At 60.3% G+C, this 26,203-nt stretch carries 27 protein-coding genes; 8 read left to right on the top strand and 19 right to left on the bottom strand.

All coding sequences use genetic code 11. The features are described 5' to 3' along the window. Positions 1 to 204 precede the first annotated feature (204 nt). The gene (locus DW49_RS0116400) at positions 205 to 636 is read left to right on the top strand and encodes an OsmC family protein (protein ID WP_005613455.1); all 432 of its coding nucleotides are present in this window, start codon (positions 205 to 207) and stop codon (positions 634 to 636) included. 117 nt (positions 637 to 753) lie between these two features. Further along, a complete protein-coding gene (locus DW49_RS0116395) occupies positions 754 to 987 on the top strand; it encodes a DUF1161 domain-containing protein (RefSeq protein WP_003379415.1) in 234 nt (77 codons plus the stop codon). On the opposite strand, the gene DW49_RS0116390 is transcribed toward DW49_RS0116395, so the two are convergent. The 3 genes from DW49_RS0116390 to DW49_RS0116380 form a co-directional block, all read right to left on the bottom strand. Then, complete coding sequence (locus DW49_RS0116390) at positions 988 to 1,407, bottom strand: PA0061/PA0062 family lipoprotein (RefSeq protein WP_005613449.1); 420 nt, start codon at positions 1,405 to 1,407, stop codon at positions 988 to 990. Positions 1,408 to 1,558: 151 nt separating this feature from the next. Continuing rightward, entirely contained in the window at positions 1,559 to 3,295 is a 1,737-nt protein-coding gene (locus DW49_RS0116385) for an OPT family oligopeptide transporter (protein ID WP_005613447.1), read from the bottom strand. Positions 3,296 to 3,494: 199 nt separating this feature from the next. Next, positions 3,495 to 3,932, bottom strand: coding sequence for a DUF3592 domain-containing protein (locus tag DW49_RS0116380; RefSeq protein WP_005613445.1), 438 nt, complete (start codon positions 3,930 to 3,932; stop codon positions 3,495 to 3,497). 172 nt (positions 3,933 to 4,104) lie between these two features. Here DW49_RS0116380 and DW49_RS0116375 point away from each other — a divergent pair, with 172 nt between their 5' ends. Next, positions 4,105 to 5,160, top strand: coding sequence for an aminopeptidase (locus tag DW49_RS0116375; RefSeq protein WP_005613443.1), 1,056 nt, complete (start codon positions 4,105 to 4,107; stop codon positions 5,158 to 5,160). 140 nt (positions 5,161 to 5,300) lie between these two features. On the opposite strand, the gene DW49_RS0116370 is transcribed toward DW49_RS0116375, so the two are convergent. Continuing rightward, positions 5,301 to 5,846, bottom strand: a complete 546-nt coding sequence (locus tag DW49_RS0116370) for a gamma carbonic anhydrase family protein (protein WP_005613442.1) — start codon at positions 5,844 to 5,846, stop codon at positions 5,301 to 5,303. A 112-nt stretch (positions 5,847 to 5,958) separates the two neighbouring features. Here DW49_RS0116370 and prlC point away from each other — a divergent pair, with 112 nt between their 5' ends. Next, positions 5,959 to 8,010, top strand: a complete 2,052-nt coding sequence (gene prlC, locus DW49_RS0116365; protein WP_005613441.1) for an oligopeptidase A — start codon at positions 5,959 to 5,961, stop codon at positions 8,008 to 8,010. Then, positions 8,007 to 8,288, top strand: a complete 282-nt coding sequence (locus DW49_RS0116360) for a YheV family putative zinc ribbon protein (protein ID WP_003379407.1) — start codon at positions 8,007 to 8,009, stop codon at positions 8,286 to 8,288. The genes prlC and DW49_RS0116360 overlap by 4 nt, the downstream gene beginning before the upstream one ends. A 115-nt stretch (positions 8,289 to 8,403) precedes the next feature. Here DW49_RS0116360 and DW49_RS01000000128465 read toward each other — a convergent pair whose 3' ends face one another. The 6 genes from DW49_RS01000000128465 to DW49_RS0116330 all read right to left on the bottom strand — a co-directional run bounded on the left by DW49_RS01000000128465 (position 8,404) and on the right by DW49_RS0116330 (position 14,456). Then, positions 8,404 to 8,622 (bottom strand): hypothetical protein, encoded by a 219-nt coding sequence (locus DW49_RS01000000128465; protein WP_229687525.1) that lies wholly within the window; start codon positions 8,620 to 8,622, stop codon positions 8,404 to 8,406. A gap of 93 nt (positions 8,623 to 8,715) precedes the next feature. Beyond that, complete coding sequence (locus DW49_RS0116350; protein WP_019333219.1) at positions 8,716 to 8,943, bottom strand: hypothetical protein; 228 nt, start codon at positions 8,941 to 8,943, stop codon at positions 8,716 to 8,718. Between the two features lie 214 nt (positions 8,944 to 9,157). After that, a complete protein-coding gene (locus DW49_RS0116345; protein WP_005613434.1) occupies positions 9,158 to 11,056 on the bottom strand; it encodes a cytochrome c/FTR1 family iron permease in 1,899 nt (632 codons plus the stop codon). Positions 11,057 to 11,236: 180 nt separating this feature from the next. Continuing rightward, positions 11,237 to 11,869 (bottom strand): LysE family transporter, encoded by a 633-nt coding sequence (locus DW49_RS0116340; protein WP_005613432.1) that lies wholly within the window; start codon positions 11,867 to 11,869, stop codon positions 11,237 to 11,239. A 66-nt stretch (positions 11,870 to 11,935) separates the two neighbouring features. Further along, complete coding sequence (locus DW49_RS0116335; RefSeq protein WP_005613431.1) at positions 11,936 to 12,529, bottom strand: mechanosensitive ion channel family protein; 594 nt, start codon at positions 12,527 to 12,529, stop codon at positions 11,936 to 11,938. Positions 12,530 to 12,545: 16 nt separating this feature from the next. Next, on the bottom strand, positions 12,546 to 14,456 hold the full coding sequence (locus DW49_RS0116330; RefSeq protein ID WP_003379395.1) for an ATP-binding cassette domain-containing protein: 1,911 nt from the start codon (positions 14,454 to 14,456) through the stop codon (positions 12,546 to 12,548). 46 nt (positions 14,457 to 14,502) lie between these two features. On the opposite strand from DW49_RS0116330, the gene DW49_RS0116325 reads away from it, so the two are divergent. Then, a complete protein-coding gene (locus tag DW49_RS0116325) occupies positions 14,503 to 14,991 on the top strand; it encodes a TIGR02444 family protein (protein WP_005613428.1) in 489 nt (162 codons plus the stop codon). Here the strand turns inward: DW49_RS0116325 and DW49_RS0116320 are convergent. Further along, on the bottom strand, positions 14,988 to 15,986 hold the full coding sequence (locus tag DW49_RS0116320) for an AlgP family protein (RefSeq protein WP_005613425.1): 999 nt from the start codon (positions 15,984 to 15,986) through the stop codon (positions 14,988 to 14,990). The two genes, DW49_RS0116325 and DW49_RS0116320, sit on opposite strands and share 4 nt — an antisense overlap. Positions 15,987 to 16,202: 216 nt before the next feature. Between DW49_RS0116320 and DW49_RS0116315 the strand changes: the two genes are divergently transcribed. After that, entirely contained in the window at positions 16,203 to 16,877 is a 675-nt protein-coding gene (locus tag DW49_RS0116315) for an FKBP-type peptidyl-prolyl cis-trans isomerase (protein ID WP_005613424.1), read from the top strand. A gap of 93 nt (positions 16,878 to 16,970) precedes the next feature. On the opposite strand, the gene DW49_RS0116310 is transcribed toward DW49_RS0116315, so the two are convergent. The 8 genes from DW49_RS0116310 to DW49_RS0116270 all read right to left on the bottom strand — a co-directional run bounded on the left by DW49_RS0116310 (position 16,971) and on the right by DW49_RS0116270 (position 24,550). Beyond that, positions 16,971 to 17,444 (bottom strand): Rsd/AlgQ family anti-sigma factor, encoded by a 474-nt coding sequence (locus tag DW49_RS0116310; RefSeq protein ID WP_005613422.1) that lies wholly within the window; start codon positions 17,442 to 17,444, stop codon positions 16,971 to 16,973. Between the two features lie 174 nt (positions 17,445 to 17,618). Further along, complete coding sequence (locus DW49_RS0116305) at positions 17,619 to 18,146, bottom strand: disulfide bond formation protein B (protein ID WP_005613420.1); 528 nt, start codon at positions 18,144 to 18,146, stop codon at positions 17,619 to 17,621. A 215-nt stretch (positions 18,147 to 18,361) separates the two neighbouring features. Further along, positions 18,362 to 19,609, bottom strand: a complete 1,248-nt coding sequence (locus tag DW49_RS0116300; RefSeq protein WP_005613418.1) for a heme biosynthesis protein HemY — start codon at positions 19,607 to 19,609, stop codon at positions 18,362 to 18,364. Beyond that, complete coding sequence (locus DW49_RS0116295; protein ID WP_005613416.1) at positions 19,606 to 20,727, bottom strand: uroporphyrinogen-III C-methyltransferase; 1,122 nt, start codon at positions 20,725 to 20,727, stop codon at positions 19,606 to 19,608. Before DW49_RS0116295 ends, DW49_RS0116300 begins: the two co-directional genes overlap by 4 nt. 50 nt (positions 20,728 to 20,777) lie before the next feature. Then, the gene (locus DW49_RS0116290; protein ID WP_005613414.1) at positions 20,778 to 21,554 is read right to left on the bottom strand and encodes a uroporphyrinogen-III synthase; all 777 of its coding nucleotides are present in this window, start codon (positions 21,552 to 21,554) and stop codon (positions 20,778 to 20,780) included. Then, complete coding sequence (hemC, locus tag DW49_RS0116285; RefSeq protein ID WP_005613412.1) at positions 21,551 to 22,492, bottom strand: hydroxymethylbilane synthase; 942 nt, start codon at positions 22,490 to 22,492, stop codon at positions 21,551 to 21,553. Before hemC ends, DW49_RS0116290 begins: the two co-directional genes overlap by 4 nt. Positions 22,493 to 22,712: 220 nt before the next feature. Beyond that, a complete protein-coding gene (locus tag DW49_RS0116275) occupies positions 22,713 to 23,459 on the bottom strand; it encodes a LytR/AlgR family response regulator transcription factor (protein ID WP_005613410.1) in 747 nt (248 codons plus the stop codon). Further along, the gene (locus tag DW49_RS0116270) at positions 23,456 to 24,550 is read right to left on the bottom strand and encodes a sensor histidine kinase (protein ID WP_024421323.1); all 1,095 of its coding nucleotides are present in this window, start codon (positions 24,548 to 24,550) and stop codon (positions 23,456 to 23,458) included. Before DW49_RS0116270 ends, DW49_RS0116275 begins: the two co-directional genes overlap by 4 nt. Positions 24,551 to 24,684: 134 nt before the next feature. On the opposite strand from DW49_RS0116270, the gene argH reads away from it, so the two are divergent. Next, positions 24,685 to 26,079 carry an argininosuccinate lyase gene (argH, locus tag DW49_RS0116265; RefSeq protein WP_005613407.1) on the top strand — a complete coding sequence of 465 codons (1,395 nt, stop codon included), beginning with the start codon at positions 24,685 to 24,687 and terminating at the stop codon, positions 26,077 to 26,079. The last annotated feature ends 124 nt before the right edge of the window (positions 26,080 to 26,203 follow it).

Below are 26,203 nucleotides of genomic sequence, written 5' to 3'. Positions count from 1 at the left end.
GGGTAGCTCCTCGAATTGAGATGGGCTGGCTGCTGGAGCTGCCCACGATGAAACAGCAGTGCGGGCGCAAGTCGGGCTTTTCAATGGCAGCCGGGTAAAAACCTACTTAAACAGTAGGTCTTTCCGACGGTTGAACTTTCCAGAGCGGTCTATCCTCAGAACCTTGTAACAGCATTGATCCAATTCATTCCAAAAGGAGCCACCATGAGCATCGTCAAGAAAGCATCCGCCCACTGGGAAGGTGATCTGAAAAGCGGTATCGGCAGCATCTCTACGGAAACCGGCGTGTTGCGCGAAGCGCCTTACGGCTTCAAGGCCCGTTTTGAAGGCGGCAAAGGCACTAACCCCGAAGAACTGATCGGTGCTGCCCACGCAGGCTGCTTCTCGATGGCACTGTCCATGATTCTGGGCGACGCAGGCCTGAAGGCTGACAGCATCGATACCAGCGCCGAGGTTTCGCTGGATCAGGTTGAAGGCGGTTTCGCCATCAGCGCTGTACACCTTGTCCTCAAGGCCAAAGTGCCAGGTGCAACACAGGAACAGTTCGACGAGCTGACCAATAAAGCCAAAGAAGGCTGCCCGGTCTCCAAAGTGTTGAACGCCAAGATCACGCTAGACGCCACGTTGGTGGGCTGATCCTCGGTGAGCGTTGCGGGGGCGCCTTGTGCGCTCCCGTATCTGCTGTATAAAGCTGGCTGCTTCATCTGTCATGCGTTGATTGGCGCATGGTTTGATTTTGATCAGGAGTCGAGCATGAAACGTTTTATTCTGGCAGCAACCTGCACTTTGCTGGCAACCAGCGCCCTGGCGGCCCCGAAATCCTGTGATGAACTCAAGGATGAAATCGAAGCCAAGATCCAGGCCAACAACGTCACGTCCTACACACTGGAGATCGTCAGCAACGAAGAGGCCACTGACCCGAACATGGTCGTCGGCAGCTGCGAAAACGGCAGCAAAAAGATCATCTATCAGCGTAACGATCGCTGATCAGATGCAGTGCACACCGCCCTCCTGTTCCTCTTCGGCCACTACGTTGCGTTTCTCATCGTAAAGCCAGGCGTCGACACTGTTCGCCAGTGAACGCACCTCCAGCATGTAACGCTGCCCTGCAGCGAAGTGCTCGTAACGAACACTGACGTAACAGGTGATCTCGGTGTACTCATCACCGATCATCCCCATCCCGCCTGAGCGGTATTCGTAGTCATAACGCACCTGCAACTCGTGGCTGCCCGGCGTCACCTGAAAATAACGCCCGTCGTAGGTGTTCTTGCCATCCAGTTTGTCGGCCATGATCAACTGGCCGGTGAGGGTGCGCATGTCGATCCACGCCATGCCCGGATCAACCGCAGGCAGGGGGCCGGTGCATCCGGCGAGGGTTAATGCGGTTATCAGGGTTATGAGGCGCATTGTCGTGGTCCCGGGTTTTGTAGGTTGAGGTGTTGCTGGGTCATACCCGTGCCACACGCGTGACAGGCGTCTGCAAATGCTTGGACTGGAAGATGGCTTCCACGAGCAAGGCGGATTGTGGGAGTGAGCTTGCTCACGAATAGGCCACCACTTACCCATTACCAAACATCTGCCACAACGACGCCCCCACTCCGGTAATGCTTTCCCCGGCGATCAGCCCCGCTGCCGCAGTAATCGCGAAGCGCTCGGTAAGGCTCGCCCAGCGACAGCTCACCAGCCACGTGAGCACCGCGCCAAGGCCCATCATCAACGACACCGAAGCAGGCAAGACAAACGCCAGGCCCAGCGCAGCAGCGCTCGGCAAGTAACGGGCGCGACTCGCGGGCAGCGTGCTGTCGAGAACCCCCAGCAACAGGCCCGCCAGGCCTGCGATAAAGATGGCCCAACGGATGCTCGCCGATAACGAGTCCAGCCCGTGGGTCAGGGTTTGCGCCACAGCCTTCCAGGTGGCCACCGCCGGGGCTGGCCACTCTTCGGTGAGCAGCATGCTTTGCGGGTCTGGAATCAGCGCCATATAAGCCAGCACCCCGACGATACTGCCGACGAAAATCCCCAGCGTCTGCGCGACCAACTGCTTGCGCGGCGTTGCCCCGATCGCCTTGCCCACCTTGAAGTCGTTCATCAGATCGGTGCATTGCCCGGCCGAACCGCCAGCCGTATTGGCACTCATTAGATTGATCGTCACCTGCCCCGGCGCGACGATGCCGAAGCTCAGTTGCGATAACTGTCCGATAGCACCAATAGGCGGAATGCCCGTCGCACCAACCACCCTCGCGGCCACCGCTGCCAGGCAAATGGCCAGAGGAATGGTCAACAGTGCCATCCACAGATTGATGCCGAACAACAGCGCCTGCAGGCTCACCACCAGAATGATCGACAACAGCAGACCGAGTGCAGGCCCCGCCTTGGGCATGGCCCAGATCGTCCCGCTGTTCGCTTTGGTGGACCTGTGCAATCCCCATAAACGAATTGCGAGCGACGCCAGCGTCGAGCAGACCATCAAACTCACACCCGGCCAAAGCAACCACTCCACCAGCGCCGCGAACTGCGGGCCACTGCTGCCGGCCGGTAACGTCACCAGCCCTTGCGCCAATAGCCACGGCGCCAGCCCGCCCCACGCCAGCAAGGCGCCGAACAACAGCGTTACACCCACACGAATGCCGATGATTGCACCGAACCCCACCAATAACAGCGAAGGGTCTGCGGTAAACGTCAAACGCTCCAGCTGCGCACTCGGCGACCAGCGCGGGAACGCCGACACAAACGTATCGACCCACTTCGCCAACCCGGACAGCAACGCAGCGCTGAGCAACACCTTCAACCGCGTAGCCGCTTCCCGGCCGTGGTTGTAGATGTGCAGCAGCGTCTCCAGCGTCGCCATGCCCTCGGGGAACTTCAGCGATGTGTCATTGAGCAACGAAGGCCGCAAATACCACGCAATCCAGATCCCCAGAAAACTCACCGAAAACACCCACGCCATCATCGGAATCGCATCCAGCTGCTGCCCCGTCAACAAGGTATAAGCTGGAATGGGTGCCACCAACCCACCGGAAATAATCGACGCAGCCGCCGACGCTACTGTCTGATTGATATTGCTCTCATGCAACGTCCAAGGCGGCTGATGGGGCGAGCGTCTGGCCAGCCCTTGCCAGATGGCGTAACCGATCAGCAGCGCAATGATCGACATGTTGAACGACCAGCCGATTTTTAGGCCTGCGTAGACATTGGAAGGGGTTAGCAGGATGCCCAGAACGATGCCGGTGATGACGGCACGCAGGCTGAGTTCGCGCTGGACTGGGGGGATTTGCGGGGTTGGGGCTATAGGCATGCGGAGTCCTTTCGGCGGTGGGCGTTGAGGATGTTACAACTACGGCATTAGAAGGGAGTGTTGAGGTGGGGGAAGGTTCAGGGGAGGTATGGCCTCTCGGCATTGTGTAACGTCGTTTCCGTGGCGCAGCGTCTTACGGATAAAGCCGCCTGTGCCGGCAGGCTTGCAGCGCCCGCGAATGACAATGGGCATTCGGTCCTTAAAGTAGCCGTGCCATCCGGCGCCTGCGAATCCATGCAGCCATGTGGTAACCACCTCCTGCGGTAAACACGATTGCGAACAGGCCCGTCAGCAGGCTCACGCCCCATAGTGCGCCTTGGTCTTCAATGATCGCGGTGCTGGAGGGGGCCTCGACAAGGTAGAGCACTGTCACCGGGTCGCCCACCGAATAGCCGAATATAAAGCCGCCTTGGGGGTAGCTGACCGCTTTGCCCGCAGCATCGGTGAAGTCCACTTGTGGGTGGCTGCCGCCCGCATTCAGGGCACTGACATGCCCTTCGGCACGTTGCGCTCGGGCCAGAAAGTTCGTCCGATCAACGGCCAGCCAAAGAGTAAGGTAGAGCAGGCACAGGCCCAGCGGGATGAAAATCAGCGCGCGGGGCAGATCGCCTCGGCCGGAAGTGGATGTTTTGGTCATGGCAGGTCCCTTGCGTTGTCCGTAGCGCCAGCCATTACAGTAAACCGGCCGGCGTCTGTCAATTAGAGGGGGTTAACAAGCAGCGCCGTCTCATACCCTCACAACACTTGCACATCCTCACACCCGTCCGGCATAACATCACCGTATCTTCACCACCAAAGCCCTGCCCTCCATGCCGATACCCTCTGCCTCACGCCTTTGCCACCTGTTCGCGCTAACGGCCATCACGCTGCTCGCCGGTTGCTCCAGCGTTTCCTACTACGGTCAATTGGCGCAGGGCCAGTGGCAGTTGCTGCAGGCGCGTGAGCCTGTGGAGAAGATTATTGCTGACCCGACTCGGGACGCAGGTTTGCGCGAACACTTGGCTCGGTCGCAGTTGGCGCGCAGGTTTGCCAGCGAGCATTTGCATCTTCCGGATAACAAGAGTTATCGCCTGTATGCGGATCTGGGGCGGCCTTATGTGGTGTGGAATGTGTTTGCGACGGACGAGTTTTCGCTGGAGCCGGTGACGCACTGTTTTCCGATTGCCGGGTGTGTCGCGTATCGCGGTTATTACAGCCCTGGCGGGGCGCGTGGCGAGGCGGCGTTGCAGCGTCAGGCGGGCAAGGATGTCTATTTGAGTGGCGTGGAGGCCTATTCGACGCTGGGCTGGTTCGATGACCCGATTCTCAGTTCGATGCTGGGTTGGGGCGATGAGCGGCTGGCCACGCTGATTTTTCATGAGTTGGCGCATCAGCGTTTTTATGTGAAGGACGACACCGAGTTCAATGAGTCCTACGCCAGTTTCGTCGAGCAGGAAGGCACGCGGCAGTGGCGTGCGGCGCGGGGGTTGCCGCCGGAGAGTGTTTCTCAGTCGGCGCGGCGTGATCAGTTCATGCAGTTGGTGCTCGATACTCGGGAGCGGCTCAAGGCGCTTTATCGTCAGCCGCTGTCGGCTGAGGTAATGCGGACGCGCAAGGCTGAGGAGTTCGAGCGGTTGCGACATGATTATCGGCAGATGCGTGATGAGCAGTGGTCAGGTGACAAGCGTTTCGATGGCTGGGTCAACAGCCCGATGAACAACGCCAAGTTGCTGCCGTTTGGTCTTTATGATCAATGGGTGCCGGCGTTTGCGGCGTTGTTCAGGCAGGTCGATGGCGATTGGCAGGCGTTTTATCAGGCGGTGGAGAAGCTGGGCGGGCTGCCGGTCGAGTCGCGCAAGGCAGCGCTGCGGCGGTTGATGCACTGAGCGCGATCATCGTTACTACGCTCCGCGTGGTAATGCCTTTCTGGACGCTCTGCGTCCGGTCTTGAGTGAGCGGCGCTGCGCAGATTTGTGACGCAGAGCGTCACGGGATGCATTCCTGCGCTGTAGCGTAGGAACAATAGTTACGGCTTATCAAACCCTTCCGCCAGATGCTGATCCTTGAGCTTCACATAGTTAGTGGCGCTGTACGGGAAAAAGGCGATTTCCTTTTCGGTCAATGCACGCACTTGCCTGACCGGCCTGCCGACGTACAAAAAGCCGCTCTCCAGCACTTTGCCCGGTGGCACCAGGCTGCCTGCGCCGATGATCACTTCGTCCTGAACAACTGCGCCGTCCATGATGGTGGTGCCCATGCCGACCAGAATCCGGTTGCCGATGGTGCAGCCGTGCAGCATCGACTTGTGGCCGATGGTCACTTCGTCGCCGATCAACAGCGGGAAGCCGTCGGGGTTGAAGGGACCGGCGTGGGTGATGTGCAGCACGCTGCCGTCCTGCACGCTGGTACGCGCGCCGATGCGGATGCGGTGCATGTCGCCGCGTACGACCGTCAGCGGCCAGATGGAGCTGTCGGCACCGATTTCGACGTCGCCGATAACCACCGCGCTATGGTCGACAAAAGCCCGTTCGCCGAGGGCTGGGGTGTGGTCCTGGAACTTGCGAATGGCCACGATAGGCTCCTTCTTTGGCAGTGATAGACGTCTGGAACAGGTTTGGGTGCTGCGCACGGCATCGATTGTAATTAAGATGGCTGAATGTTTCTTCCAGGCAAGGTGCAAAACCGTGAGCGCGAACAACCCTCTTCTGCAATCGTACGACCTGCCACCCTTTTCGGCGATTCGTGCCGAACATGTCAAACCTGCTATCGAACAAATCCTGGCCGACAACCGTGCCGCGATTGCTGACATCCTCGCCAAACAGGGCTCGACGCCGACCTGGGCCGGGCTGGTGTTGACCATGGACGAGCTGAACGACCGTCTGGGCGCTGCCTGGAGCCCGGTCAGCCATCTGAATGCCGTGTGCAACAGCCCTGAACTGCGTGAAGCGTATGAGTCGTGCCTGCCGGCATTGAGCGCCTACTCCACCGAGATGGGCCAGAATCGCGCGCTGTTTCAGGCTTATGAGGCGCTGGCCAACGGCCCTGAGGCCGCAGGCTTTGACGTCGGCCAGAAGACCATTCTGGAGCAATCGCTGCGCGACTTCCGCCTGTCCGGCATCGACCTGCCGCCCGAGCAGCAGAAGCGTTATGCGCAAGTGCAGAGCAAATTGTCCGAGCTGGGCAGCCAGTTTTCCAACCAGTTGCTCGATGCCACTCAGGCCTGGACCAAGCTGGTCGCTGACGAGTCTGCCCTCGCCGGCCTGACCGATTCTGCCAAGCAGCAGATGGCCGCGGCCGCCAAGGCCAAGGACCTCGAAGGCTACCTGATTACCCTGGAATTCCCGAGTTACTACGCGGTAATGACTTACGCCGAAGACCGTGCCCTGCGCGAAGAAGTCTACGCGGCGTACTCTACCCGTGCCTCGGACCAAGGCCCCAACGCTGGCAAGAACGACAATACGCCGGTTATGGAGCAGATTCTCGACTTGCGTCAGGAGCTGGCGCAGTTGCTCGGCTACGCGAACTTTGCCGAGCTGAGCCTGGCGACCAAAATGGCTGAGTCCAGCGATCAGGTGTTGAGTTTCCTGCGTGATCTGGCCAAGCGCAGCAAGCCGTTCGCTGCCCAGGACCTTGAGCAGCTCAAGGCTTATGCGGCCGAGCAGGGTTGCCCGGACCTGCAAAGCTGGGACAGCGGTTTCTACGGCGAGAAGCTGCGCGAACAGCGTTACAGCGTTTCCCAGGAAACCCTGCGCGCCTACTTCCCCATCGATAAGGTGCTCGGCGGCCTGTTTGCCATCGTCCAGCGTCTGTACGGTATCGAGATTGCCGAGCAGAAAGGCTTCGACACCTGGCACCCGGACGTTCGTCTGTTCGAGATCAAGGAAAACGGCCAGCACGTAGGGCGTTTCTTCTTTGATTTGTATGCCCGCGCCAATAAGCGTGGCGGTGCCTGGATGGATGGCGCCCGTGATCGTCGTCGCACGGCCGAAGGTGCGCTGCAAAGCCCGGTGGCCAATCTGGTGTGCAACTTCACGCCTGCCGTTGCCGGTAAGCCTGCGCTGCTGACCCACGATGAAGTCACTACTCTGTTCCATGAATTCGGTCACGGCCTGCATCACCTGCTGACCCGCGTCGAGCATGCCGGTGTTTCCGGTATCAACGGCGTGGCGTGGGATGCGGTCGAGTTGCCGAGCCAGTTCATGGAAAACTGGTGCTGGGAGCCCGAAGGCCTGGCGCTGATCTCCGGTCATTACGAAACCGGCGAGCCACTGCCGCAGGACCTGTTGGAGAAAATGCTCGCCGCCAAGAACTTCCAGTCCGGTCTGATGATGGTGCGTCAGCTGGAGTTCTCGCTGTTCGACTTTGAATTGCACGCCACCCACGGCGACGGCCGCAGTGTACTTGAAGTGCTGGAAGGCGTTCGCGACGAAGTGTCGGTCATGCGTCCGCCTGCCTATAACCGCTTCCCGAACAGCTTTGCGCATATCTTTGCAGGCGGTTACGCAGCCGGTTATTACAGCTACAAGTGGGCCGAAGTGCTGTCTGCCGATGCGTTCTCGAAGTTTGAGGAAGACGGCGTGCTCAATGCCGAAACCGGTCGTGCGTTCCGCGAAGCCATTCTGGCGCGTGGCGGCTCACAGGCGCCGATGGTGCTGTTCGTCGATTTCCGCGGACGTGAGCCGTCGATTGACGCATTGTTGCGTCACAGCGGTTTGAGTGAGGATGCGGCAGCATGACCGAGGCAGTCATTACCAAGAAGCGCTTCATCGCCGGGGCTGTATGCCCGGCGTGCAGCGAGCCTGACAAACTGATGATGTGGAGCGAAAACGACGTGCCGCACCGCGAGTGCGTCGGCTGCGGGTACAGCGATACGCTCAACGAACAAGGTATTTCGATACCGAAGGAGTTGGGTACACGGGTCAACAAGGCGGTGGTCAAACCGGCGGATCCGAAGGTGCAGGGTGTGCAGTTCTTCCCGAATCCGAAGTTGAAGAAGCCGGTTGATTTGGATTGATTAATTTCTGAATACATATGTCGAGGGGCACCGAACGTGCCCCTCATACCTGCCGATCTTGCGGTCGCTTACTTAATGAAGAGCTTCATCTTGGCAAATGCCTTCGCGAGCTCGATCAAGACGGCATTTCTACACCGTCAACGTCTGCTTTACTCTTGACTGTATCGTAACCGTCGCTGTTACCGGACGCCGTTACATACGCCGTAAATGCGTAGTCTCCCTTGCGGCCCGTTCTTTCATTTAAAAGGTTCGCGTCCCAGAACTCCACGAGGACTTCAGGCGTTGCATCACCTTCAAATTCGGCGGTCGAAAGTCTTACTTCATAATTAGCCATGTTCTCAATCCTCTTTTATTGATTGAGATGCCAGTATTTCCAGCCTCTCCGGCACCTGTGTAAGTCAGGTTTTGTTACAGGCGTAACCAGGCTTTACCAATCCACCAACTCTGCCACCTTCTTCCTGAAGGCCAATGCCAGGTCGGTCAGAACTTCCTCGTCCCTTCCCAGTTCGCCGCGAATCTTGTGCTTGCCATGAGGGTGTAGCCTTACCCAGGCATGCTCTTGCAAATCATCGTCTTCATAAAACTCAATGGCTATCTCAGGATGGTCATGTTGCTCAATATCTTCAGCCCACAACCGAATCTCATACTTAGCCATCACCCACCTCGTTCTCAGGTAAATGCGCCAGTACCCGATAGCCGAGTTGGCGTTTCGCTACACTAGGCCTGAATAAAAAGTGCGTCTACTGACAGAACTGACAGGTGGGTTTTTGTACAGGAAGTAAAAGCATCTAACAATGGGAGAAATAGGGCTGATTAGTACAGCCCGGACAAGCGGCGGGTGCCGCTTGCCCTTGAGCAGCTGTAAAGCGTCAGGCTGATGCCTGAAGCCTGCGTTTTTCTGCCAGCACGCTGCGCCCGTAGAGCACGGCAATGGCAGTCAGGGCGATGGCCTGTGCACCGAGCGAGTACAGGTCGGCATGAATGCCCAGCCAGTCAAACTCGAAGAACGGCACCGGCCGGGTGCCGAAGATGCCAGCTTCCTGCAGGGCCTTGACGCCATGCCCGGCGAACACCACCGACAGCGCACACAGCAGTGCAGCGTTGATGCCGAAGAACAGCGACAGCGGCAGTTTCGCCGAGCCGCGCAGGATCACCCAGGCCAGACCGACCAGCAGCACGAGCGCCGTGGCACCACCTGCCAATACTGCGTTGTGCCCGGCTGGCCCTGCCTGGAGCCACAGCGTTTCATAAAACAGGATGACTTCGAACAGCTCGCGATACACCGAGAAGAACGCCAGCACCGCGAATCCGAAACGGCCGCCGCCGCCGACCAGGCTGCTTTTGACATAGTCCTGCCAGGCAGCCGCATGGCGACGGTCGTGCATCCACACGCCTAGCCAGAGCACCATCACGCTGGCAAACAACGCGGTGGCCCCTTCCAGCAACTCACGCTGTGCGCCGCTGACGTCGATGACGTATGCCGCCAGTGCCCAAGTCCCGAGACCGGCCAGCAGCGCCAGGCCCCAGCCCACGTTGACGCTGCGCACGGCTGACTGTTGGCCGGTGTTACGCAGAAACGCCAGAATCGCCGCCAGCACCAGAATCGCTTCCAGCCCTTCGCGCAGCAGGATCAACAGGCCCGAGATGTAGCTCAGCGACAGGCTCAAGCCATCGCTGCCCAGCAGACCTGCCGACTCTTTGAGCTTGGCTTTGGCCACCTCCAGCTTTTGCTCGACCTGTGGTAGAGGACGGCTGTCCTGCAATGACTGACGGTAAGCCATCAGGCTCTTTTCGGTGTCTTTGCGCACGTTGGCGTCGACGTTATCCAGCGAGCTTTCGACCAGTTCGAAGCCTTCCAGATACGCCGCCACCGACAAATCGTAGGCCTGCTCGCGATCACCCGCCTTATAGGCCGCCAGGCTCTTGTCCAGCGTTACACTGGTGTAATCGAGCAGTTGCGCCGGGCCGCGCTGCACCTGCGGCGGTTGTGCGCGCTGGGCGCGGAAGGTCGCGGCAGCATCCGGGCCTTCGACAGCCTGCACCTCGGCGGGCGTCTGACGGGCCAGGTCCGCCAGGTTGAACGCCTTGGTGGCAGTGGCCACAGGTTGCGCGCTGAAGCTTGCGATGTAAGTCGCGATGTCCCAGCGCTGGCGGTCGTCCAGTTGGTCGGCGAACGCAGGCATGTCGGTGCCAGCAATGCCCAGCCCGAGGGCGTTGTAGAGATCATAAAGACTCAGGCGATCCAGCCGCGCAGTGTCACGCAGGTTCGATGGTGGCGGTTCCAGACCGATACCTGCCGGGCCGTCACCTGCGCCGGTGTCGCCATGACAAACCGAGCAATGCTGGGCGTACAAGGGCGCGCCACGGGCGGGGTCCGGCGTGATGGCCGGTGCCTGGCTGACCTCATAGGCCACTGCCAGTTTTGCTGCCAGCTGCCGTGCCTGACGTGCAACCTGTGTGCCGTCCTGTTTGCTGCTCACGGCATTTTTCAGCTGCGCAACACCCTGCTCCAGCCCCGCGCGCTCGGCGCGTTGCGGCAGAGCGAGCACAAGGCCTTGTAGCGTGGTCAGGGCTTCAATCTGCTGCTGATAGTGGGCAGCTTCGACAACCTTGCCGTCCGCCACACTGGCCGGGTAGTCAGCACCCAGATAATCCAGCAGGTGCAACGCCTGGGCTGCGCCCTCGACAGGGTCGGCCAGCGCGATGCTGCTGCACAGCGTCAGTAGCGGCACCAGCAGCCAGGCAAGGAAACAAGAACGGAGGGGCATTGCAGAATCTCAACAAGAATGCGATGCGTTGCATTGTTCACTCCGCAGGAGCGCTACTCAAGAGTCGAGATGGATTTTTGTTACTGAATTTTACAATCAGCCTTTATAGGTTCCTGAAACAGTGCCTGACGCCCTGTTTCAGGTGATCGGGACACGGGCAAAAGCCGGTGTGCGACCGATTCAGGCCGTGCCGCGGTGCAACGTCGCGAGAAAACCGGCCGCGCCCACGAACAGGCTGGCAAAGGTGCGGTTCAGGCGACGCTGTTGGCGAGGGGTCTTGAGCGCACGCAGCACCTTCGACGCCAGCCCGGTGTAACCCGCCATGACGATCAGATCGACCACGACCATGGTCGCGGCGATGATCACGTACTGCATGAGCAGCGGAGCAGTCGGCTCGATGAACTGCGGCAGGATCGCCAGGATGAAGATCAGCGCCTTAGGGTTGCTGATGTTGACCAGAAAACCGCGGAACACCAGCGTCATCGGCTTGCCCACCGGGCGCACGGCGGACTCGTCGGCAAGGTCGGTGGGCAATGCGCGCCACTGTTTGATGCCCAGATAGACCAGATACGCCACGCCAAACCACTTGATCAGCGTGAAGGCCATCTCGGAGGCCGCCAATACCGCGCCAAGCCCGGCCGCGACAATCGCAATTTGCGCCACCAGCGCAATCTGCAGCCCCAGGGCATTCCAGTAGCCACGCAGGAAACCGTATTGCAGGCCGCAGGACATCGAGACGATGGCGCCCGCGCCAGGAGAGAGGCTGATAATCCAGCAGGCCGCAAAAAAGCCCAGCCACGTTTCAAGTGCCATTGCGCACCTCGGCAAAGTCGAATGTTCGATAAATTAATGCGTGTTGTTTCGCAAAGCCAATTATTTCTAGTCCTGCTCATCCGCCGGTTTTGCAATCACCATCTGCGGGAACAGATCACTGCCGCGCCAGCGACGCACCGACTTCTGAAAGAACTGGCTGTTGGGCACTTGAACCAGCGCGCCGCCGGCTTCCGGGGTCTCGATCAGGGTGGTGAACATCAGGTTGATGGCGACCACCCTGCCCTTCACGCCTGGCTTGTCCAGCGTATCGACCAGCTCGACCATGTCGCCAATGCGGAACGGGCCGATGGTGAAGATCAGAATGGCGCAAAGCAGGTTCGACAGCACGCTCCACATTGCGAAGAACGCAACGGCCGCGACCGCTACAAAGCCGGACAGTGCGGTCCACAGAACCGTTGCCGAAACACCAAGCCTGCCCAGCACGAAGACGAAAGCGCTGCCCATGATCAGCCAGCGCAAACCGCCGCGAACCGGCACCAGAAGTTCCGGCGGCAGCGGATAACGCTCGCCCAGCCCGGTCAGAAAGCCGCCCACAACGCGTTGCAACACATAGCCGGCCAGCAGAATCAGCAGAATCTGCACGCCGATCAACAGCGGTTCTATCCAGTAGGCGGATATCGGCAACCCCAGGACTTCCATCAGACTTCTGCCTCGATCACGACAATGCTTCCAGTTCGGCCTGCATGGACTCGAGCAATTCCAGCGCTTGCATCCAGGCGTCTTCCAGCTCGGACTCACGCACTTTCAGTTTCGCCTGCTCGGCCAGCAGATCGCGCAGCTTGTCCTTGTTGGCAGCCTCATAGTTGGTGCTGTCCGCCAGAGCCTCTTCGACCTTGGCGAGTTTTTCATTCACCAGGCCGAGGTCGCGCTCCAGCTTGTCGGCTTCGCGCTTGTGCGGGGCCAGTTGCTGACGCAAGGCCGCTGCCTGTTGGCGTTGGGCCTTTTTGTCGGTCTTGTCGGCATTGACCGGCGTATTGCTGACCGGCGCGTTGCGCAGTCGGTAGTCCGCCAGCCAGCGCGTGTAGTCGTCCAGATCGCCGTCGAACTCCTGCACGCGGCCGTCAGCCACCAGCAGGAAATCGTCGGTGGTGCTCTTGAGCAAGTGCCGATCGTGAGACACCACCAACACCGCGCCGCCAAATTCCTGCAGGGCCATGGTCAGCGCCAGACGCATTTCCAGGTCCAGGTGGTTGGTCGGTTCGTCGAGCAGCAGCAGGTTGGGTTTTTCCCAGGCGATCAGTGCCAGCGCCAGGCGGGCTTTTTCGCCACCCGAGAAATTCAGCACCGGCTCGTCCAGACGCGCGCCACGGAAGTCGAAGCCACCGAGGAAGTCGCGCAGGGTCTGCTCGCGCTCGGTCGGCGCCAGACGCTGCAAGTGCAGCAATGGAGTGGCTTTGGCGTCCAGAGAGTCGAGCTGATGCTGGGCGAAGTAGCCAACGGTGAGGTTTTCACCACGCACCAGCCGACCGCTCTGCGGCTCAAGCTCGCCGGCCAGGTTTTTGATCAGTGTCGACTTGCCGGCGCCGTTGGGGCCCAGCAGGCCGATGCGCGCGCCCGGCGTCAGTTGCAGTTTGACCTTCTCCAGGACGGTCTTGTCGCCGTAACCCAGGCGCGCGTCGGACAGGTCCAGCAGCGGGCTGGAGATCTTGTCGGACTCACGGAAGACGAAATTGAAGGGCGAGTCAACGTGGGCAGCGGACAGCTCTTCCATGCGCTCCAGCGCCTTTATGCGGCTCTGTGCCTGGCGGGCCTTGGTGGCCTGGGCCTTGAAGCGCGCAATGTATTTCTCCATGTGCGCACGTTGCACCTGCTGCTTCTCGTAGGCCTGTTGCTGCTGGGCCAGACGTTCTGCGCGGGCGCGTTCAAAGGCGCTGTAGCCACCGCGATAGAGGGTGATCTTGCGCTGCTCGACGTGGGCGATGTGATCGACCACCGCATCGAGAAAGTCCCGGTCGTGGGAAATCAGCAGCAAGGTGCCGGGATAGCTCTTGAGCCAGTCCTCGAGCCACAGAATGGCGTCGAGGTCCAAGTGGTTGGTGGGCTCATCGAGCAGCAGCAGGTCTGAAGGACACATCAACGCCTGCGCCAGGTTCAGGCGCATCCGCCAGCCGCCGGAGAAGCTGCCAACCTGACGTTCCATCTGCTCGTTGGTGAAGCCCAGGCCCGCCAGCAGCTTGCGCGCACGCGCGTCGGCGGTGTAGCCGTCGGCACTGTCCAGCTCCGAATGCAGACGCGCCTGAGCAGCGCCGTCCTGCGCGGCTTCTGCCTCGGCCAGCGAACTTTGCACTTCGCGCAGGCGCTCATCGCCGTCGAGCACGTAGTCCACCGCCAGGCGCTCGAGGGTATCGACCTCCTGGCGCATGTGCGCGATGCGCCAGTCGGCGGGCAGCAGGCAGTCGCCGGCATCCGGCGTCAGCTCTCCGCGCAGCAAGGCAAACAGGCTGGATTTACCGGCGCCATTGGCACCGATCAGGCCGGCTTTATGGCCGGCGTGCAGGGTCAGCTCGGCGTCTTCTAGCAGACGTTGCGGACCACGCTGTAAGGTAAGGCTTTGAAGTCGAATCATAATGGCGGCGGAGTCTACCAGCTTCGTACTGAACAGGTGGATCACTATGCCTTCAGCGCTCTGGAGTTTCACCCTCGATTTCTACGCCCGACCGGGTGTGGAGCAGGCTTTTCTGACGCTGCAAGCCAACGGGGGCAATGTGTGCATGGTGCTTTGCGGGGTCTGGCTCGGTGCGCGCGAAGTGGCCTGCACGGCGCAACGATTAGCACAAATAAGACAACTGGCGACGCCCTGGCACGACGATGTGGTGCGTCCGCTGCGTAATTTACGCAGTGAATGGCGAAATGCGGCACTTGAGGATGCTGCGCTTGGCGGGTTGCGAGCGAAGGTCAAAGCGCTGGAACTGGAGGCCGAGCAGAGTTTGCTGACACAGCTTGAGGGGCTGAGCGCGGATTGGCCCGCTGGTGAAGCAAGGGATGCCGAGGAGTGGTTGATCGGGCTTGTCGATGAACGTGCAGAAGGCGGTGTCGAGGGTAACCGCGATGCGCTGCATGTGCTGCGCATCGCGGTGGGGCGTAACGACGACCAGCCTTAGGAAGCGCTGGTTGGCGTTGCGCTGTCGGCAGGTTTTGCGGGTGCAGCGGCCGGTGCGTCCGGTGTCGGCTTGGCAGCGGCTGGCGCTGGTGTTGCCGACTTGGCTGCAGCTGGCTTGGCCGCGGGCTTGACGGCAGCAGGTTTGGTCGCTGCTTTCACGGGTGCTTTGACCGGTGCTTTGGCAGGCGCCTTCACAGCGTGCTTGGCGACCGCCGGCTTGGCCGCAGTTGGTTTGGCAGCGCTGCTCGCAGGTGTCTTGGCCGCAGCAGGTGCTTTGGTGACGGCAGGTTTGGCGGCTGGCTTAGCGGCAGTCGATTTGGCTGCAACGGGCTTGGCGGCCGTTGTTTTCGCCGCGACTGGCTTGGCTGCTGCGGCTGACCGGGCTGCTGGCTTGGCTGCGGTTTTTGCCGGGGCCTTGACCACTGCAGGCTTGGCAGCCGGTTTTGCCGCGGCCGCAGGTTTGGCTGCAGCTTTGGCAACTGGCTTGGCAGCCGCTGTTTTCACAGGTGGCTTGGCAGGTGCTTTGGCTGGTGTTTTTGCGGGAGCCTTGGCAGCAGGTGCCTTGCTTGCGGCTTTCGGGGCTGCAGGCTTGGCGCTGCGGGTGGTCAGAATCTTGCCGACGGCTTCTTTTACGCGACCGATACCCTGCGCAAGCTTGAGGCTCTCTTGAGCATCACGCTTGAGGTGCAGAATGTAGGTGCGGGTTTCAGTCTGGCGCGCTTTGAGCGCATCAAGCAATTCTTCCAGTTCAGACACGGCATCTTTGGCCTTGGTCTGTGCCTTGGATTTTCCGGCGGTGGCAGCGTCCTGCAGTTTGATGCGGGAGTTGTGCAGTTTTTCCTGCGCCTTGCCGCGTTGTTTCTCAAGCTTGGCGAGCAGTTTTTCGGCATCAGCCAAAGCTTGGGAGCAGGCGTCTTCCAGATGTTCTAGCAAGCTGCCCGATAATTGTTGGAGCAAATGCAACGGAGTGTTTACTGGCTTCTTTTTGGCCGACATGACTTACCTCCTGGGTGACGAAATTGCGGCTCATACTAGGCTTCTGCGCGCATCGCCGCTAGGGCATCTTGACACCACCGAAGGGGCGCTGTTGCATACTGTCAAAAATGATTGCTTGATATGATGCGCAGGCATTGTGAAATTCACTTCGCAAGACTCGTCACTGCACGCGCTTGCGCTGGCATAATCGCTGCCTTCCCAGGCCGGAGAGCATTAATGTCGCGCTACTTGTTAACGTCGTTGTTCCTCTTGCTACCCTTGGCTCAAGCCGCTGAAGCACCACCGGACAATGATGCTCATGACCTTGCATACAGTCTGGGCGCCAGTCTTGGCGAACGCTTGCATCAGGAAGTCCCGGACCTTGATCTGAAGGCGTTGGTCGACGGTTTGAAGCAGGCTTATCAAGGCAAGCCGCTGGCGCTCAAGCAGGAGCGCATCGACCAGCTTCTGCGCGAGCACGATGCAGCGATCGCGCAAGCCGAGACCGCAGGTACCGACGCGCCTACCGAAGCCGCCCTCAAGGCCGAGCGCACGTTCATGGCAAGCGAGAAGGCCAAGCCAGGCGTCAAGGAGCTGGCCGATGGCATTCTCATGACCGAGCTGACACCGGGCACCGGCCCCAAGCCTGATGCCAATGGCAGAGTCGAAGTGCGTTATGTCGGTCGTTTGCCGGACGGCAAGATCTTCGATCAGAGCACCCAGCCTCAGTGGTTCAGGCTCGACAGCGTGATCAGTGGCTGGACCAGCGCGTTGCAGAACATGCCGACCGGCGCGAAGTGGCGCCTGGTGATCCCTTCGGATCAAGCCTACGGCGCTGAAGGTGCTGGCGACCTGATCGATCCGTTCACACCGCTGGTGTTCGAGATCGAGCTGATCGCGGTTTCACAGTAAGCGCGCCCCAAACCGAATCTCCAGACATGCAAAAGGGTGCAAAAGCACCCTTATGGCAACGCTATGGACATGCAGCACCTGCACCACGGGTATTCAGACCTGGGCGGCGACTTCTTCCTTGTGGGAGGTGTGCAGCACTTCAATCAGGCAGTCTTCCAGCTCGAAGCGCTCGTGCAGCAACTGCCCCAACTGGTTGAATTCCTTGGCCACGACCGTAGCGTCCGAGCAATCACCCTTGTCGCAGCGATCATTGAACGTCAACGCAAACTTGGTGATCACATCGAGACGGGGATAGATCGTGTCAGCCAGCTCGAGCCCGCGTTCGTCGTTGAAAGCCCGGGCTTCATCGCCCAGCTGTTCGTAGACTTCGAAGTGCCCGGCCGATACATAGTCAACCAGAATGCCGCAGAAACTCTGCAGGCCTTCACGGTCAGCTGCCAACGCCTCGGGCGTGTCGCCCAGTGCATCGTAAGCCTCGATCAGTTCGAGACGACTTTGGAGCCAGCGATCAATCAGCTTGTTGACTCCACCCCAGCGTTCCTGAGCATTCTGACAACTTTCCAGCATGGTCTTCTCTCTTCCCTTCAGGGGTATGCGGTCCTGTGCCGTTCTTGCTGGTCAGCAAGAACCTGGCCTGATAGATGCGTCAGGACAGCATATTTCCAGTGACGCGTGCGGCCCAGATTATGCTCGCTCGACAAGGCCATCAAGGTACGCAGGAGATAAAGTTCATACAAGCGTTTAATACTCGCCCTGACTTTTGCCAGCCAGCCAGTGGCTGAATTCGCTCAAGAGGGGGTACAGCGGCAGCAGCGCAATGCCTGTAAATGCCAGCAGACTCCACTCAGGCAACGTGATGCCGAACAGCGACCAGGTGATCTCCGCGCAGAGCATTGCATCGCTGCGCAGCCGGTCGATACAGGTGTCCAGCGACAACAGCCCCATGAGGTGTTCCAGTCGGGCAATAAACGGTATCAATTGATCGACGGAAGCTGTTTGCAGCCAGACCTGGGCACCTGCTGTGCCCACTCCGGCTAGGGCGATCAGTAACAGCCCCAGGCTGTAACGACGCCACCCCACCTGGCCCGGCGCGTGACACGTTGCCGTCAGCGCCAGCAGGCCACAACCGACAACGGCAGCCCGTTGCAAAAGGCAAAGCACGCAAGGGTCCAGGGCAAAGGCTTGCTGCAGATAAAGGGCGGTGCTGAAGATCAATGCACATGCCAGAAAGGCCAGGAAAAACAGAAAGCGTGTGCGAGCCAGATACATGGCAAATCCGTAACAAAGGACGAGGCGATTACGGTAGAGGAAAGGGTGCGGCGCTTTCAAGGTGGCGGCGTACGGATGCGTCGCTGTTTACCGAGGAAAACGAGCACACCGGGGTGTGGTTCTTTTACATATCGGTGTAGGACGATTCTTGCGCGCTGATTTTATCGGCTTTCGAGGTAAAACGGAGAGCCTTCGCACAGGGCTCTCCGGCAGATTCACGCCTTGGTCAGCGCCGGCAAAGGACGAGACAGAAAGCGCTCGTCGAGCAGGCCCAGGCCTTCCTGGAACAGCGCGTTGCTGCGATCCGTCTCACCCAGTTGCGCCAGCAAGCGCGCCAGTTCTGCGCAGGTCTCCGGGTTGCGTTCCAGACGCAGGCTGCTCTCCAGATAATCCCGCGCCTTGCCCCACAGTCTGCCTTGCAGGCAGATACGGCCCAGGCTCAGCGACAGACTTGGGTCGGCGGGATGATGCTTGAGCCAGCCTTCCGCCGTTTGCAGTTGCTTTAGCGGGTCACTGCCGCGTACCAGCCCGTAGAGCCGCGCCAGATGGCTGTTGTAATCGCGCTTGAGGGCTGCGCGAAGCACCTCTTCAGCCTGAGCCTCGGCACCCAGGCGACGTAGTTGATCGGCATACGCCAGCACCAGTTGTGGTTCCTGACGTTGCGCGGAGCTGAGCCCTTGCCAGGCCGCTTCAAGTGAAGGCAGGCCGGTAGGCGCGCCCTCGTCGCTCTCATCTCGATAGGCCGCCAGCGTGAGGTTCTCGCCCCAGGCGCGGCGCTCCAGTTCGGCCAGTTCCTTGGGTGGCAGAACCTTGTCCTTGCGCAGCTCCGGCAGCAGGCGGATCAGGTCGGACCAGTCGCCACGTTGCTGGTACAGACGCTGCAACTGGCGCAGGACCTGAGGATTGTGTGGATGACGCTCGTTCATCGCTTGCAGTGTGCCGAGTGCGCCGTCGGTGTCACCACGGTCCTGCTGCAACTGAGCGTGATTCAGGGCAATGGCCAGCTCGGCTTGCGGCTGACGTTCCAGTGCGCGTTCCAGCAGCGCATCGCACTCCTCGTAGCGACCTTGCTCATTGGCAGCGCGGGCGGCGCCAATGTAGTAAAGCAATGGGTGAGCATCGGCCTCGGCCGCGCGTTGCAGGTGACGTTGCGCGCTGGCCCAACGGCCCTCGGCTAGGTCCATCTGACCTTGTTCGATAGCGATTTGCACGCGGCGACGGCGGTTACGACGTGACCATGGGTTGACCACGCGGCCCGAGGTCGTCAGCAGCGTGATCAGCAGCCTCAGTATGGCGATGACCAGCAGAACCGCGACCAGCAGCGCCAGGGTCGCCCACAGGCTCGATTCATAGCGGAAGTTCTGATACGCGATCAGCACGTAACCTGAATGCTCGGCAACCGCGACACCGATCAGCGCCGCAGCGACGATCGCGATGAATAACAGCACATAGACGCGCTTCATCGGCTGGTCCCCTGCTGCGCCTCGGCTGGCTGGCCGGCGGCGTGACGGCGTTCAAGGTAGGCCTGCACCGAACTCAGGGTCGGGGCCAGGTCGGGGGTCTTGACCGATACCGGCTTGCTGGCCAGCGCCTCAAGCCCTTGCCCAAGCACTTTGCTCTGCGGGTCGTCCTGGTTGAAGTTGGCTTTCAGCACGCTCTGCGCTTCGGTAATGGCCTGGCTGTAGACCTTTGGCTCACCGTTGAGCGCCGCCCATTGCGCCTGCTCCAGCGCGAGGCTCAGGGCCAGACGCACCTGGGCCAGACTTTGCCCTGCCAATACCGGGCGGATGTCCTTGTCTGCATTGAAATCGACACGGAAGTAATGGGAAATCTCGTCCCACCATTGCGACCAGCGGCTTTGCTCGGTCTTGTCGGCAGTCAGCCCCAGAAGCGACTCGCCCTTGTCTTCATACTCGGGGGCCAGCTTGTTGAGCTGTACGGCCTGCTCACGCAGGGCGCCCAGTTGCAGAAACAGCCCGGTGCGGTCTGGTTGCTCGACGCTGCGCAGGGCGGCGAGGCTCTTGGCCAGTTGCTCGCGGGCAGCGAAGGAGCCCGGGTCATCCTGCTCACGCAGAATTTCATCGGCACCCTGCACCAGTGCCTGGGCGCTGTTGATGTCTTGCAGCGCCGAAAGACGCAGGCTGGCCAGGCGCAGCAGATGTTCAGCCTCGGCCAGACGCCAGTCCTTGCGGCTGGCACCCAGAACGGTTTCGAGTCGCTGGCTCAGACGCTGCTGATCGCCCTGCAACTGCGCGACCAGACGGCGGCTGTCTTCCAGTTGATTGGCTGGCGGGAATTGCGCGAGTCGCGCGCTCAGTTGCTGGTCATTCTGCGCCAGCACCAGAGTCTGCTCGGCGATGTCCTCGACCTGACCGCGCTGCTGCTGGTGTCCGGCTTGCAGCATACGCAGTTGCCACACGCCCCAGCCCGCGACGGCGATACCGGCGATGCCGAGCAGCAGCGCCAGAAATACCAGGCCGCTGCTGCGGTTGCCGGTCCGCTCGACGCGTACCGGTTCAGGCTTGGATGCAGGCGTTTTCAACACCGATTCTTCGTCTTTAGGCAAGGCTGTTTCGCTCACGTATCCCATCCTTTGCATTTTGGCGTAATAGCGTAAACGACAAGTGTCGATCAATACGCTTTGACGGCAGGCTGGGGTTGATCCCGCAACGCTGCCAGCAATGCCGTGGCGCTGGCGCCACGACAATCAATAACGTTCCGCGCGCCCGCTGCCTGCGCAAGGCTGGCAACCCGGGGGCTCGGTACAAACAGCGGCAGACCGGCCAGATCCGGCCATGAATCGCCTGCCAACTGAAGCAAATGTTCAAAACCCTGCCCACTGCTGACCACCAGCCCGTTCAAGCGTTCCACCGCAACGCGTTGCGGCAGGGTGTCAGGAGCATGCTGCGGCAGGTAGCGACGGTACAGCGGCAGGTAATCGACACCCGCCCCACGTTCGCGTAATTGCTCGGCCAGCAGTTCTCGCCCTTCATCGCCGCGCATGATCAGCACGCGACTTCCCGGTACGGCAATCGCCTGTTTAAGGCGTGGATGGTCGAGCAAGGCTTCGCTGTCATCGCCCTGCTCCGGCCAGCTCGCATCGAGTCCGTAATCGAGGAGTATCTGCCCGGTTGCTGAACCCACACTGAACCACGGCTGCATAGGCGGTTGCGGCCACACTTCATCGATCAGTTCGATGGCCAGCCGCGCAGCAGGTTTACTGACCACGATGACTGCACAGTAATTGAGCAGCTCGAAAATGATCGAACGCTGTGCAAGCGTCAAGGCTAACGGCTCGGTTTCGAGTAAAGGCAGACTGCTGCTGAAGATCCCGGCATCGGCCAGCACCGTTGCCAGCGCCGCCGATTCTTCGGCGGGACGGGTCAGCAGCAGACGCCAGGCACTCATTCGTTGTTGGCCTCGCCGTAGACGGCCTTGAGAATCTCGGCCGCCCCCTGAGCCAGCAATGCTTCGGCAACCTGCACGCCCAGCGCCTGGGCGGAGGTCTGCGGCGCTCGGGCGTCGGCGTGCAGCAACACCCGCCCTGACGGATCGCCGACCAGCCCGCGCAGCCAGACATCATCGCCTTCCAGCACTGCGTAACAGGCGATAGGCACCTGACAGCCACCATTGAGGTGCTTGTTCAGCGAGCGTTCGGCAATCACGCGCACAGCGGTGTCTTCGTGGTGCAACGGGGCCAGCAGGGCATGAATTTCGGCATCGACGCTGCGGCATTCGATACCCACAGCCCCCTGACCGCCCGCTGGCAGACTGTCATCGACGCTGATCGCCGAGGTGATGCGGTCTTCGAAGCCCAGGCGGATCAAGCCGGCAGCGGCCAGAATAATGGCGTCGTATTCGCCCCCATCCAGCTTGGCCAGTCGGGTATTGACGTTGCCACGCAGGAAGCGGATCTGCAGGTCCGGACGCCGCGCCAGCAGCTGTGCCTGGCGGCGCAGGCTGGAGGTGCCGACGATGCTTCCCGCCGGCACTGTGTCCAGGCTCTCAAAGGTGTTGGACACAAACGCATCGCGCGGGTCTTCACGCTCGCAGATGCAAAACAGGCCCAGCCCCTGGGGGAAGTCCATCGGCACGTCTTTCATCGAGTGCACGGCGATGTCGGCGTTGTCTTCCAGCAACGCCGTTTCCAGCTCTTTGACGAACAGGCCCTTGCCGCCGATTTTCGACAGCGGGGAGTCGAGCAGCTTGTCGCCACGGCTGACCATTGGCACCAGGGTCACAAGCAGGCCTGGGTGAGCCTGTTCGAGGCGAGCTTTTACGTATTCGGCCTGCCAGAGCGCCAACGCACTTTTGCGCGTGGCAATGCGGATTTCGCGAGAGGACATTGAACAATCCGTACTGAGTAGATGTGCCGGATAATAACAGCTCAGCCGGGGCGGCTTCAGCGCTGTCTGAAAACTTGATCAGCCCACTGATCCCGATCAATCAACCGGCCAGTGGCTGGAAGCTGCAACAGCTGTCAAACGACCAACCGGAAATCACACAGACCTGATACGCCTGTCAGTTCTGTGCTTCGGCTTCGCCGCCAGGCTCCAAGGTGGAACCCTAGAGCTGCTGCATCATTTTGCGCACACCCGCTACATGCCGGCGACTGACGATCAGCGCATCACCATTCAGGCCTCTGAGGAACAGCTCGAAATGCCCCACCGGCGTGCGCTTCATGCTTTCGATTCGCTTTCGGGCTACCAGCGCATTGCGGTGAATACGCACGAACCGATCGCCGAACTCGTCTTCCAGTGCCTTGAGCGGCTCGTCCAGCAGGACTTCACCACCTTCGTGGCGCAGGGTGACGTACTTGTGATCGGCGATGAAGTAGATCACCTGATCCAGCGGAATCAATTCGATACCTTTTCGGGTACGCGCACTGATGTGTGTGCGCGGCCCCGAACCGCTTTCTGCCGCCGGCCGCGTCATCGCCGCCAATTGCACGCGGTTTGGCCGCTCGGCCTTTCTCAACGCTTCGATAAGGTGCTCGGCGCGCACAGGCTTGACCAGATAGCCGACCGCACTGACCTGAAAGGCTTCCAGGGCGAATTCGTCGTGGGCGGTGCAAAAGACCACGGCAGGCGGAGCTTCGCGTTCGCACAGTTTGGCAGCCACCTGCAAGCCGTCGAGACCCGGCATGCGGATATCAAGCAGCACCACGTCAGGCTTGTGGGTTTCGATCAGCGCCAAGGCTTCTTCACCATTGGAGGCGCTGGGTTCGAGTACTCGATAACCCTCTATTTCATTGACCATGCGGCTCAATCGCTCGCGGGCCAGGGGTTCGTCATCAACGATCAGGACATTCATATAGCTCTGGCTTCCTGCGTGAGTCTCGCACAAGGATAGCGTAGACAGGTGTAGTGACGACCGTCACGGCGCTCCACGCTCAGACTGGCGTGCGGGCCAAAAAGTGCCGTAATACGTGCACCTATATTCGACAGGGCCTGTTGAGTACCGTTGGAAGTCTGCCGATTGGCAACTTCTTCATAGGGATTGCTGACGCTCAATATGAACTCTCCCCCTTTGTAGTCCGCTTCGACCGTTACCACGCCTCCGTCGATTCGCGGAGCAATGCCATAAATCAAAGCGTTTTCAAGTAATGGTTGCAAGGTTAGCTGGGGAATCGGCAAGTCATCAGGAATTGCGCTCACCCTCCAGTCCAACTGTAGACGCTCGCCGAGACGATATTGCTCAATCGATAAATATCGTTTTGCCAATGCCAGCTCTTCGCTCCACGTCACCAGGCTGCCGGGCTTGGCCAGACTGGCACGAAACAGGTCGGAAAGATCCAGCACTGCCTGTTCGGCCTTGACCGGATCGCTGGCGACCAGGCTGGCGATACTGTTGAGAGTATTGAACAGAAAGTGCGGGCGGATTCGCGCTTGCAACGATTCAATCCTGGCCCGCAGCTCGCCCTGCTGCTGTTTGCGCCACTGACTCTGCAAGTAGAAGTAGCGCAGCATCAGGGCTGACATGATCAGCGCGATGGTCGAGTAACGCAGGTAGCGCTCGACCATCCCACTGATTGAAATCCGCCCGGTTAGCTGACAAACGTCGGTGACGGCTGTGCACAGAAGGGTCAGGCCGACGACCAGCAGGCAACTGAGCATGCCGGCCAGCCCCGGCGTCAGGCGCGCCAGCCAGGGTCGCAAGCCGCAGAGCAGCGCGGCGGACAGCAACACGATCCACTGCACGAACAGCGACATCAGCGCCAGACGTACCCAGTCGAAACCGGCACGCATCGGTTCTACCAGCACCAGCACCACCACCAGCACCACCACCAGCAGCTCGGCCAGTACGACAAGCACGAGCAATGCCTGCGGCAGGCACAGTTCGGGGAGAAAAAAATCTTTGCCGGGCGCTGGCCTGGCAGGGGTTTTCACGGGTTCTGTTCGCATGCTTGCAGTCTCTGCCCAAGCCTTGTCAGCGGCAAGCCATCCGGAAATAAAAAAGCAGCAACCCTGTTATCATCGCAACCGCCCTTGTGCCAGGTATCAGGCACGCCACTTTCTGTTGAGCAACGAGCGAATCCATGAGCACCGACAAGACCAACCAGTCCTGGGGCGGCCGCTTCAGTGAACCCGTCGACGCGTTTGTCGCGCGTTTCACTGCCTCCGTCACCTTCGATCAACGCCTGTATCGCCACGACATCATGGGCTCCATCGCCCACGCCACCATGCTGGCCAAGGTGGGCGTCCTGACCGACGCTGAGCGCGATACCATCGTTGATGGCCTGAATACCATCCAGGCCGAGATCGAGGCCGGCAGCTTCGAATGGCGCGTCGATCTCGAAGACGTGCACATGAACATCGAGGCCCGCCTGACCGATCGCATCGGTATCACCGGCAAGAAGCTGCACACCGGTCGCAGCCGTAACGATCAGGTCGCCACCGATATCCGCCTGTGGTTGCGTGACGAAATCGACCTGATCCTCAGTGAGATCACTCGCTTGCAAAAGGGCCTGCTGGGTCAGGCCGAGCGCGAATCCGACACCATCATGCCCGGCTTCACGCACTTGCAGACCGCACAGCCGGTCACATTTGGTCACCATATGCTGGCCTGGTTTGAAATGCTCAGCCGTGACTACGAGCGTCTGGTGGACTGCCGCAAGCGCTTGAACCGCATGCCTTTGGGCAGCGCTGCGCTGGCAGGCACCACCTACCCGATCGACCGCGAGCTGACCTGCAAACTGCTGGGCTTCGACGTGGTGGGTGGCAACTCGCTGGACGGCGTTTCCGATCGTGACTTCGCTATCGAATTCTGCTCGGCTGCGTCCATCGCGATGATGCACTTGTCGCGCTTCTCCGAAGAGCTGGTGCTCTGGACCAGTGCACAGTTCCAGTTCATCGATCTGCCGGACCGCTTCTGTACCGGCAGCTCGATCATGCCGCAGAAGAAAAACCCTGACGTGCCTGAGCTGGTGCGTGGCAAGAGTGGCCGCGTATTCGGTGCGCTGATGGGCCTGCTGACCCTGATGAAAGGCCAGCCGCTGGCTTACAACAAGGACAATCAGGAAGACAAGGAGCCGCTGTTCGACGCTGCCGACACCCTGCGTGATTCGCTGCGCGCGTTTGCCGACATGATCCCGGCGATCAAACCCAAGCACGCCATCATGCGCGAAGCTGCGCTGCGCGGGTTCTCGACCGCGACCGACCTGGCTGACTATCTGGTGCGCCGTGGCCTGCCGTTCCGTGACTGCCACGAAATAGTTGGCCATGCCGTGAAATATGGCGTGGAAACCGGCAAGGACCTGGCTGAAATGAGTCTGGAAGAGCTGCGTCAATTCAGCAACCAGATCGAACAGGACGTGTTCGCCGTGCTGACCCTGGAAGGCTCGGTCAACGCCCGTAACCACATCGGCGGCACCGCACCTGAGCAAGTCCGCGCCGCCGTGGTTCGCGGCCAGGAGCTACTGGCCGGGCGCTGAATACAGCCAAGGCTTTCCTCGAGTCTGAGCAACGATCGTGCGACGCTCCGCGTCGTATGCCGTTCTGGACGCTCTGCGTCCGGTCTTGAGTATGCGGCGCAGCGCAGATTTGTGACGCAGAGCG

The organism is Pseudomonas avellanae BPIC 631 (genome assembly GCF_000444135.1).
Lineage (GTDB): Bacteria > Pseudomonadota > Gammaproteobacteria > Pseudomonadales > Pseudomonadaceae > Aquipseudomonas > Aquipseudomonas avellanae.
The sequence above is the reverse complement of the archived record's forward strand: the minus strand, read 5'-3'. Positions and strand labels throughout refer to the sequence as shown.

Coding starts and splice junctions, on each gene's coding strand:
- DW49_RS0116400 (WP_005613455.1), top strand. CDS start 205: ATGAGCATCGTCAAGAAAGCATCCGCCCACTGGGAAGGTGATCTGAAA.
- DW49_RS0116395 (WP_003379415.1), top strand. CDS start 754: ATGAAACGTTTTATTCTGGCAGCAACCTGCACTTTGCTGGCAACCAGC.
- DW49_RS0116390 (WP_005613449.1), bottom strand. CDS start 1,407: ATGCGCCTCATAACCCTGATAACCGCATTAACCCTCGCCGGATGCACC.
- DW49_RS0116385 (WP_005613447.1), bottom strand. CDS start 3,295: ATGCCTATAGCCCCAACCCCGCAAATCCCCCCAGTCCAGCGCGAACTC.
- DW49_RS0116380 (WP_005613445.1), bottom strand. CDS start 3,932: ATGACCAAAACATCCACTTCCGGCCGAGGCGATCTGCCCCGCGCGCTG.
- DW49_RS0116375 (WP_005613443.1), top strand. CDS start 4,105: ATGCCGATACCCTCTGCCTCACGCCTTTGCCACCTGTTCGCGCTAACG.
- DW49_RS0116360 (WP_003379407.1), top strand. CDS start 8,007: ATGACCGAGGCAGTCATTACCAAGAAGCGCTTCATCGCCGGGGCTGTA.
- DW49_RS01000000128465 (WP_229687525.1), bottom strand. CDS start 8,622: ATGGCTAATTATGAAGTAAGACTTTCGACCGCCGAATTTGAAGGTGAT.
- DW49_RS0116350 (WP_019333219.1), bottom strand. CDS start 8,943: ATGGCTAAGTATGAGATTCGGTTGTGGGCTGAAGATATTGAGCAACAT.
- DW49_RS0116345 (WP_005613434.1), bottom strand. CDS start 11,056: ATGCCCCTCCGTTCTTGTTTCCTTGCCTGGCTGCTGGTGCCGCTACTG.
- DW49_RS0116340 (WP_005613432.1), bottom strand. CDS start 11,869: ATGGCACTTGAAACGTGGCTGGGCTTTTTTGCGGCCTGCTGGATTATC.
- DW49_RS0116335 (WP_005613431.1), bottom strand. CDS start 12,529: ATGGAAGTCCTGGGGTTGCCGATATCCGCCTACTGGATAGAACCGCTG.
- DW49_RS0116330 (WP_003379395.1), bottom strand. CDS start 14,456: ATGATTCGACTTCAAAGCCTTACCTTACAGCGTGGTCCGCAACGTCTG.
- DW49_RS0116325 (WP_005613428.1), top strand. CDS start 14,503: ATGCCTTCAGCGCTCTGGAGTTTCACCCTCGATTTCTACGCCCGACCG.
- DW49_RS0116320 (WP_005613425.1), bottom strand. CDS start 15,986: ATGTCGGCCAAAAAGAAGCCAGTAAACACTCCGTTGCATTTGCTCCAA.
- DW49_RS0116315 (WP_005613424.1), top strand. CDS start 16,203: ATGTCGCGCTACTTGTTAACGTCGTTGTTCCTCTTGCTACCCTTGGCT.
- DW49_RS0116310 (WP_005613422.1), bottom strand. CDS start 17,444: ATGCTGGAAAGTTGTCAGAATGCTCAGGAACGCTGGGGTGGAGTCAAC.
- DW49_RS0116305 (WP_005613420.1), bottom strand. CDS start 18,146: ATGTATCTGGCTCGCACACGCTTTCTGTTTTTCCTGGCCTTTCTGGCA.
- DW49_RS0116300 (WP_005613418.1), bottom strand. CDS start 19,609: ATGAAGCGCGTCTATGTGCTGTTATTCATCGCGATCGTCGCTGCGGCG.
- DW49_RS0116290 (WP_005613414.1), bottom strand. CDS start 21,554: ATGAGTGCCTGGCGTCTGCTGCTGACCCGTCCCGCCGAAGAATCGGCG.
- hemC (WP_005613412.1), bottom strand. CDS start 22,492: ATGTCCTCTCGCGAAATCCGCATTGCCACGCGCAAAAGTGCGTTGGCG.
- DW49_RS0116275 (WP_005613410.1), bottom strand. CDS start 23,459: ATGAATGTCCTGATCGTTGATGACGAACCCCTGGCCCGCGAGCGATTG.
- DW49_RS0116270 (WP_024421323.1), bottom strand. CDS start 24,550: ATGCGAACAGAACCCGTGAAAACCCCTGCCAGGCCAGCGCCCGGCAAA.
- argH (WP_005613407.1), top strand. CDS start 24,685: ATGAGCACCGACAAGACCAACCAGTCCTGGGGCGGCCGCTTCAGTGAA.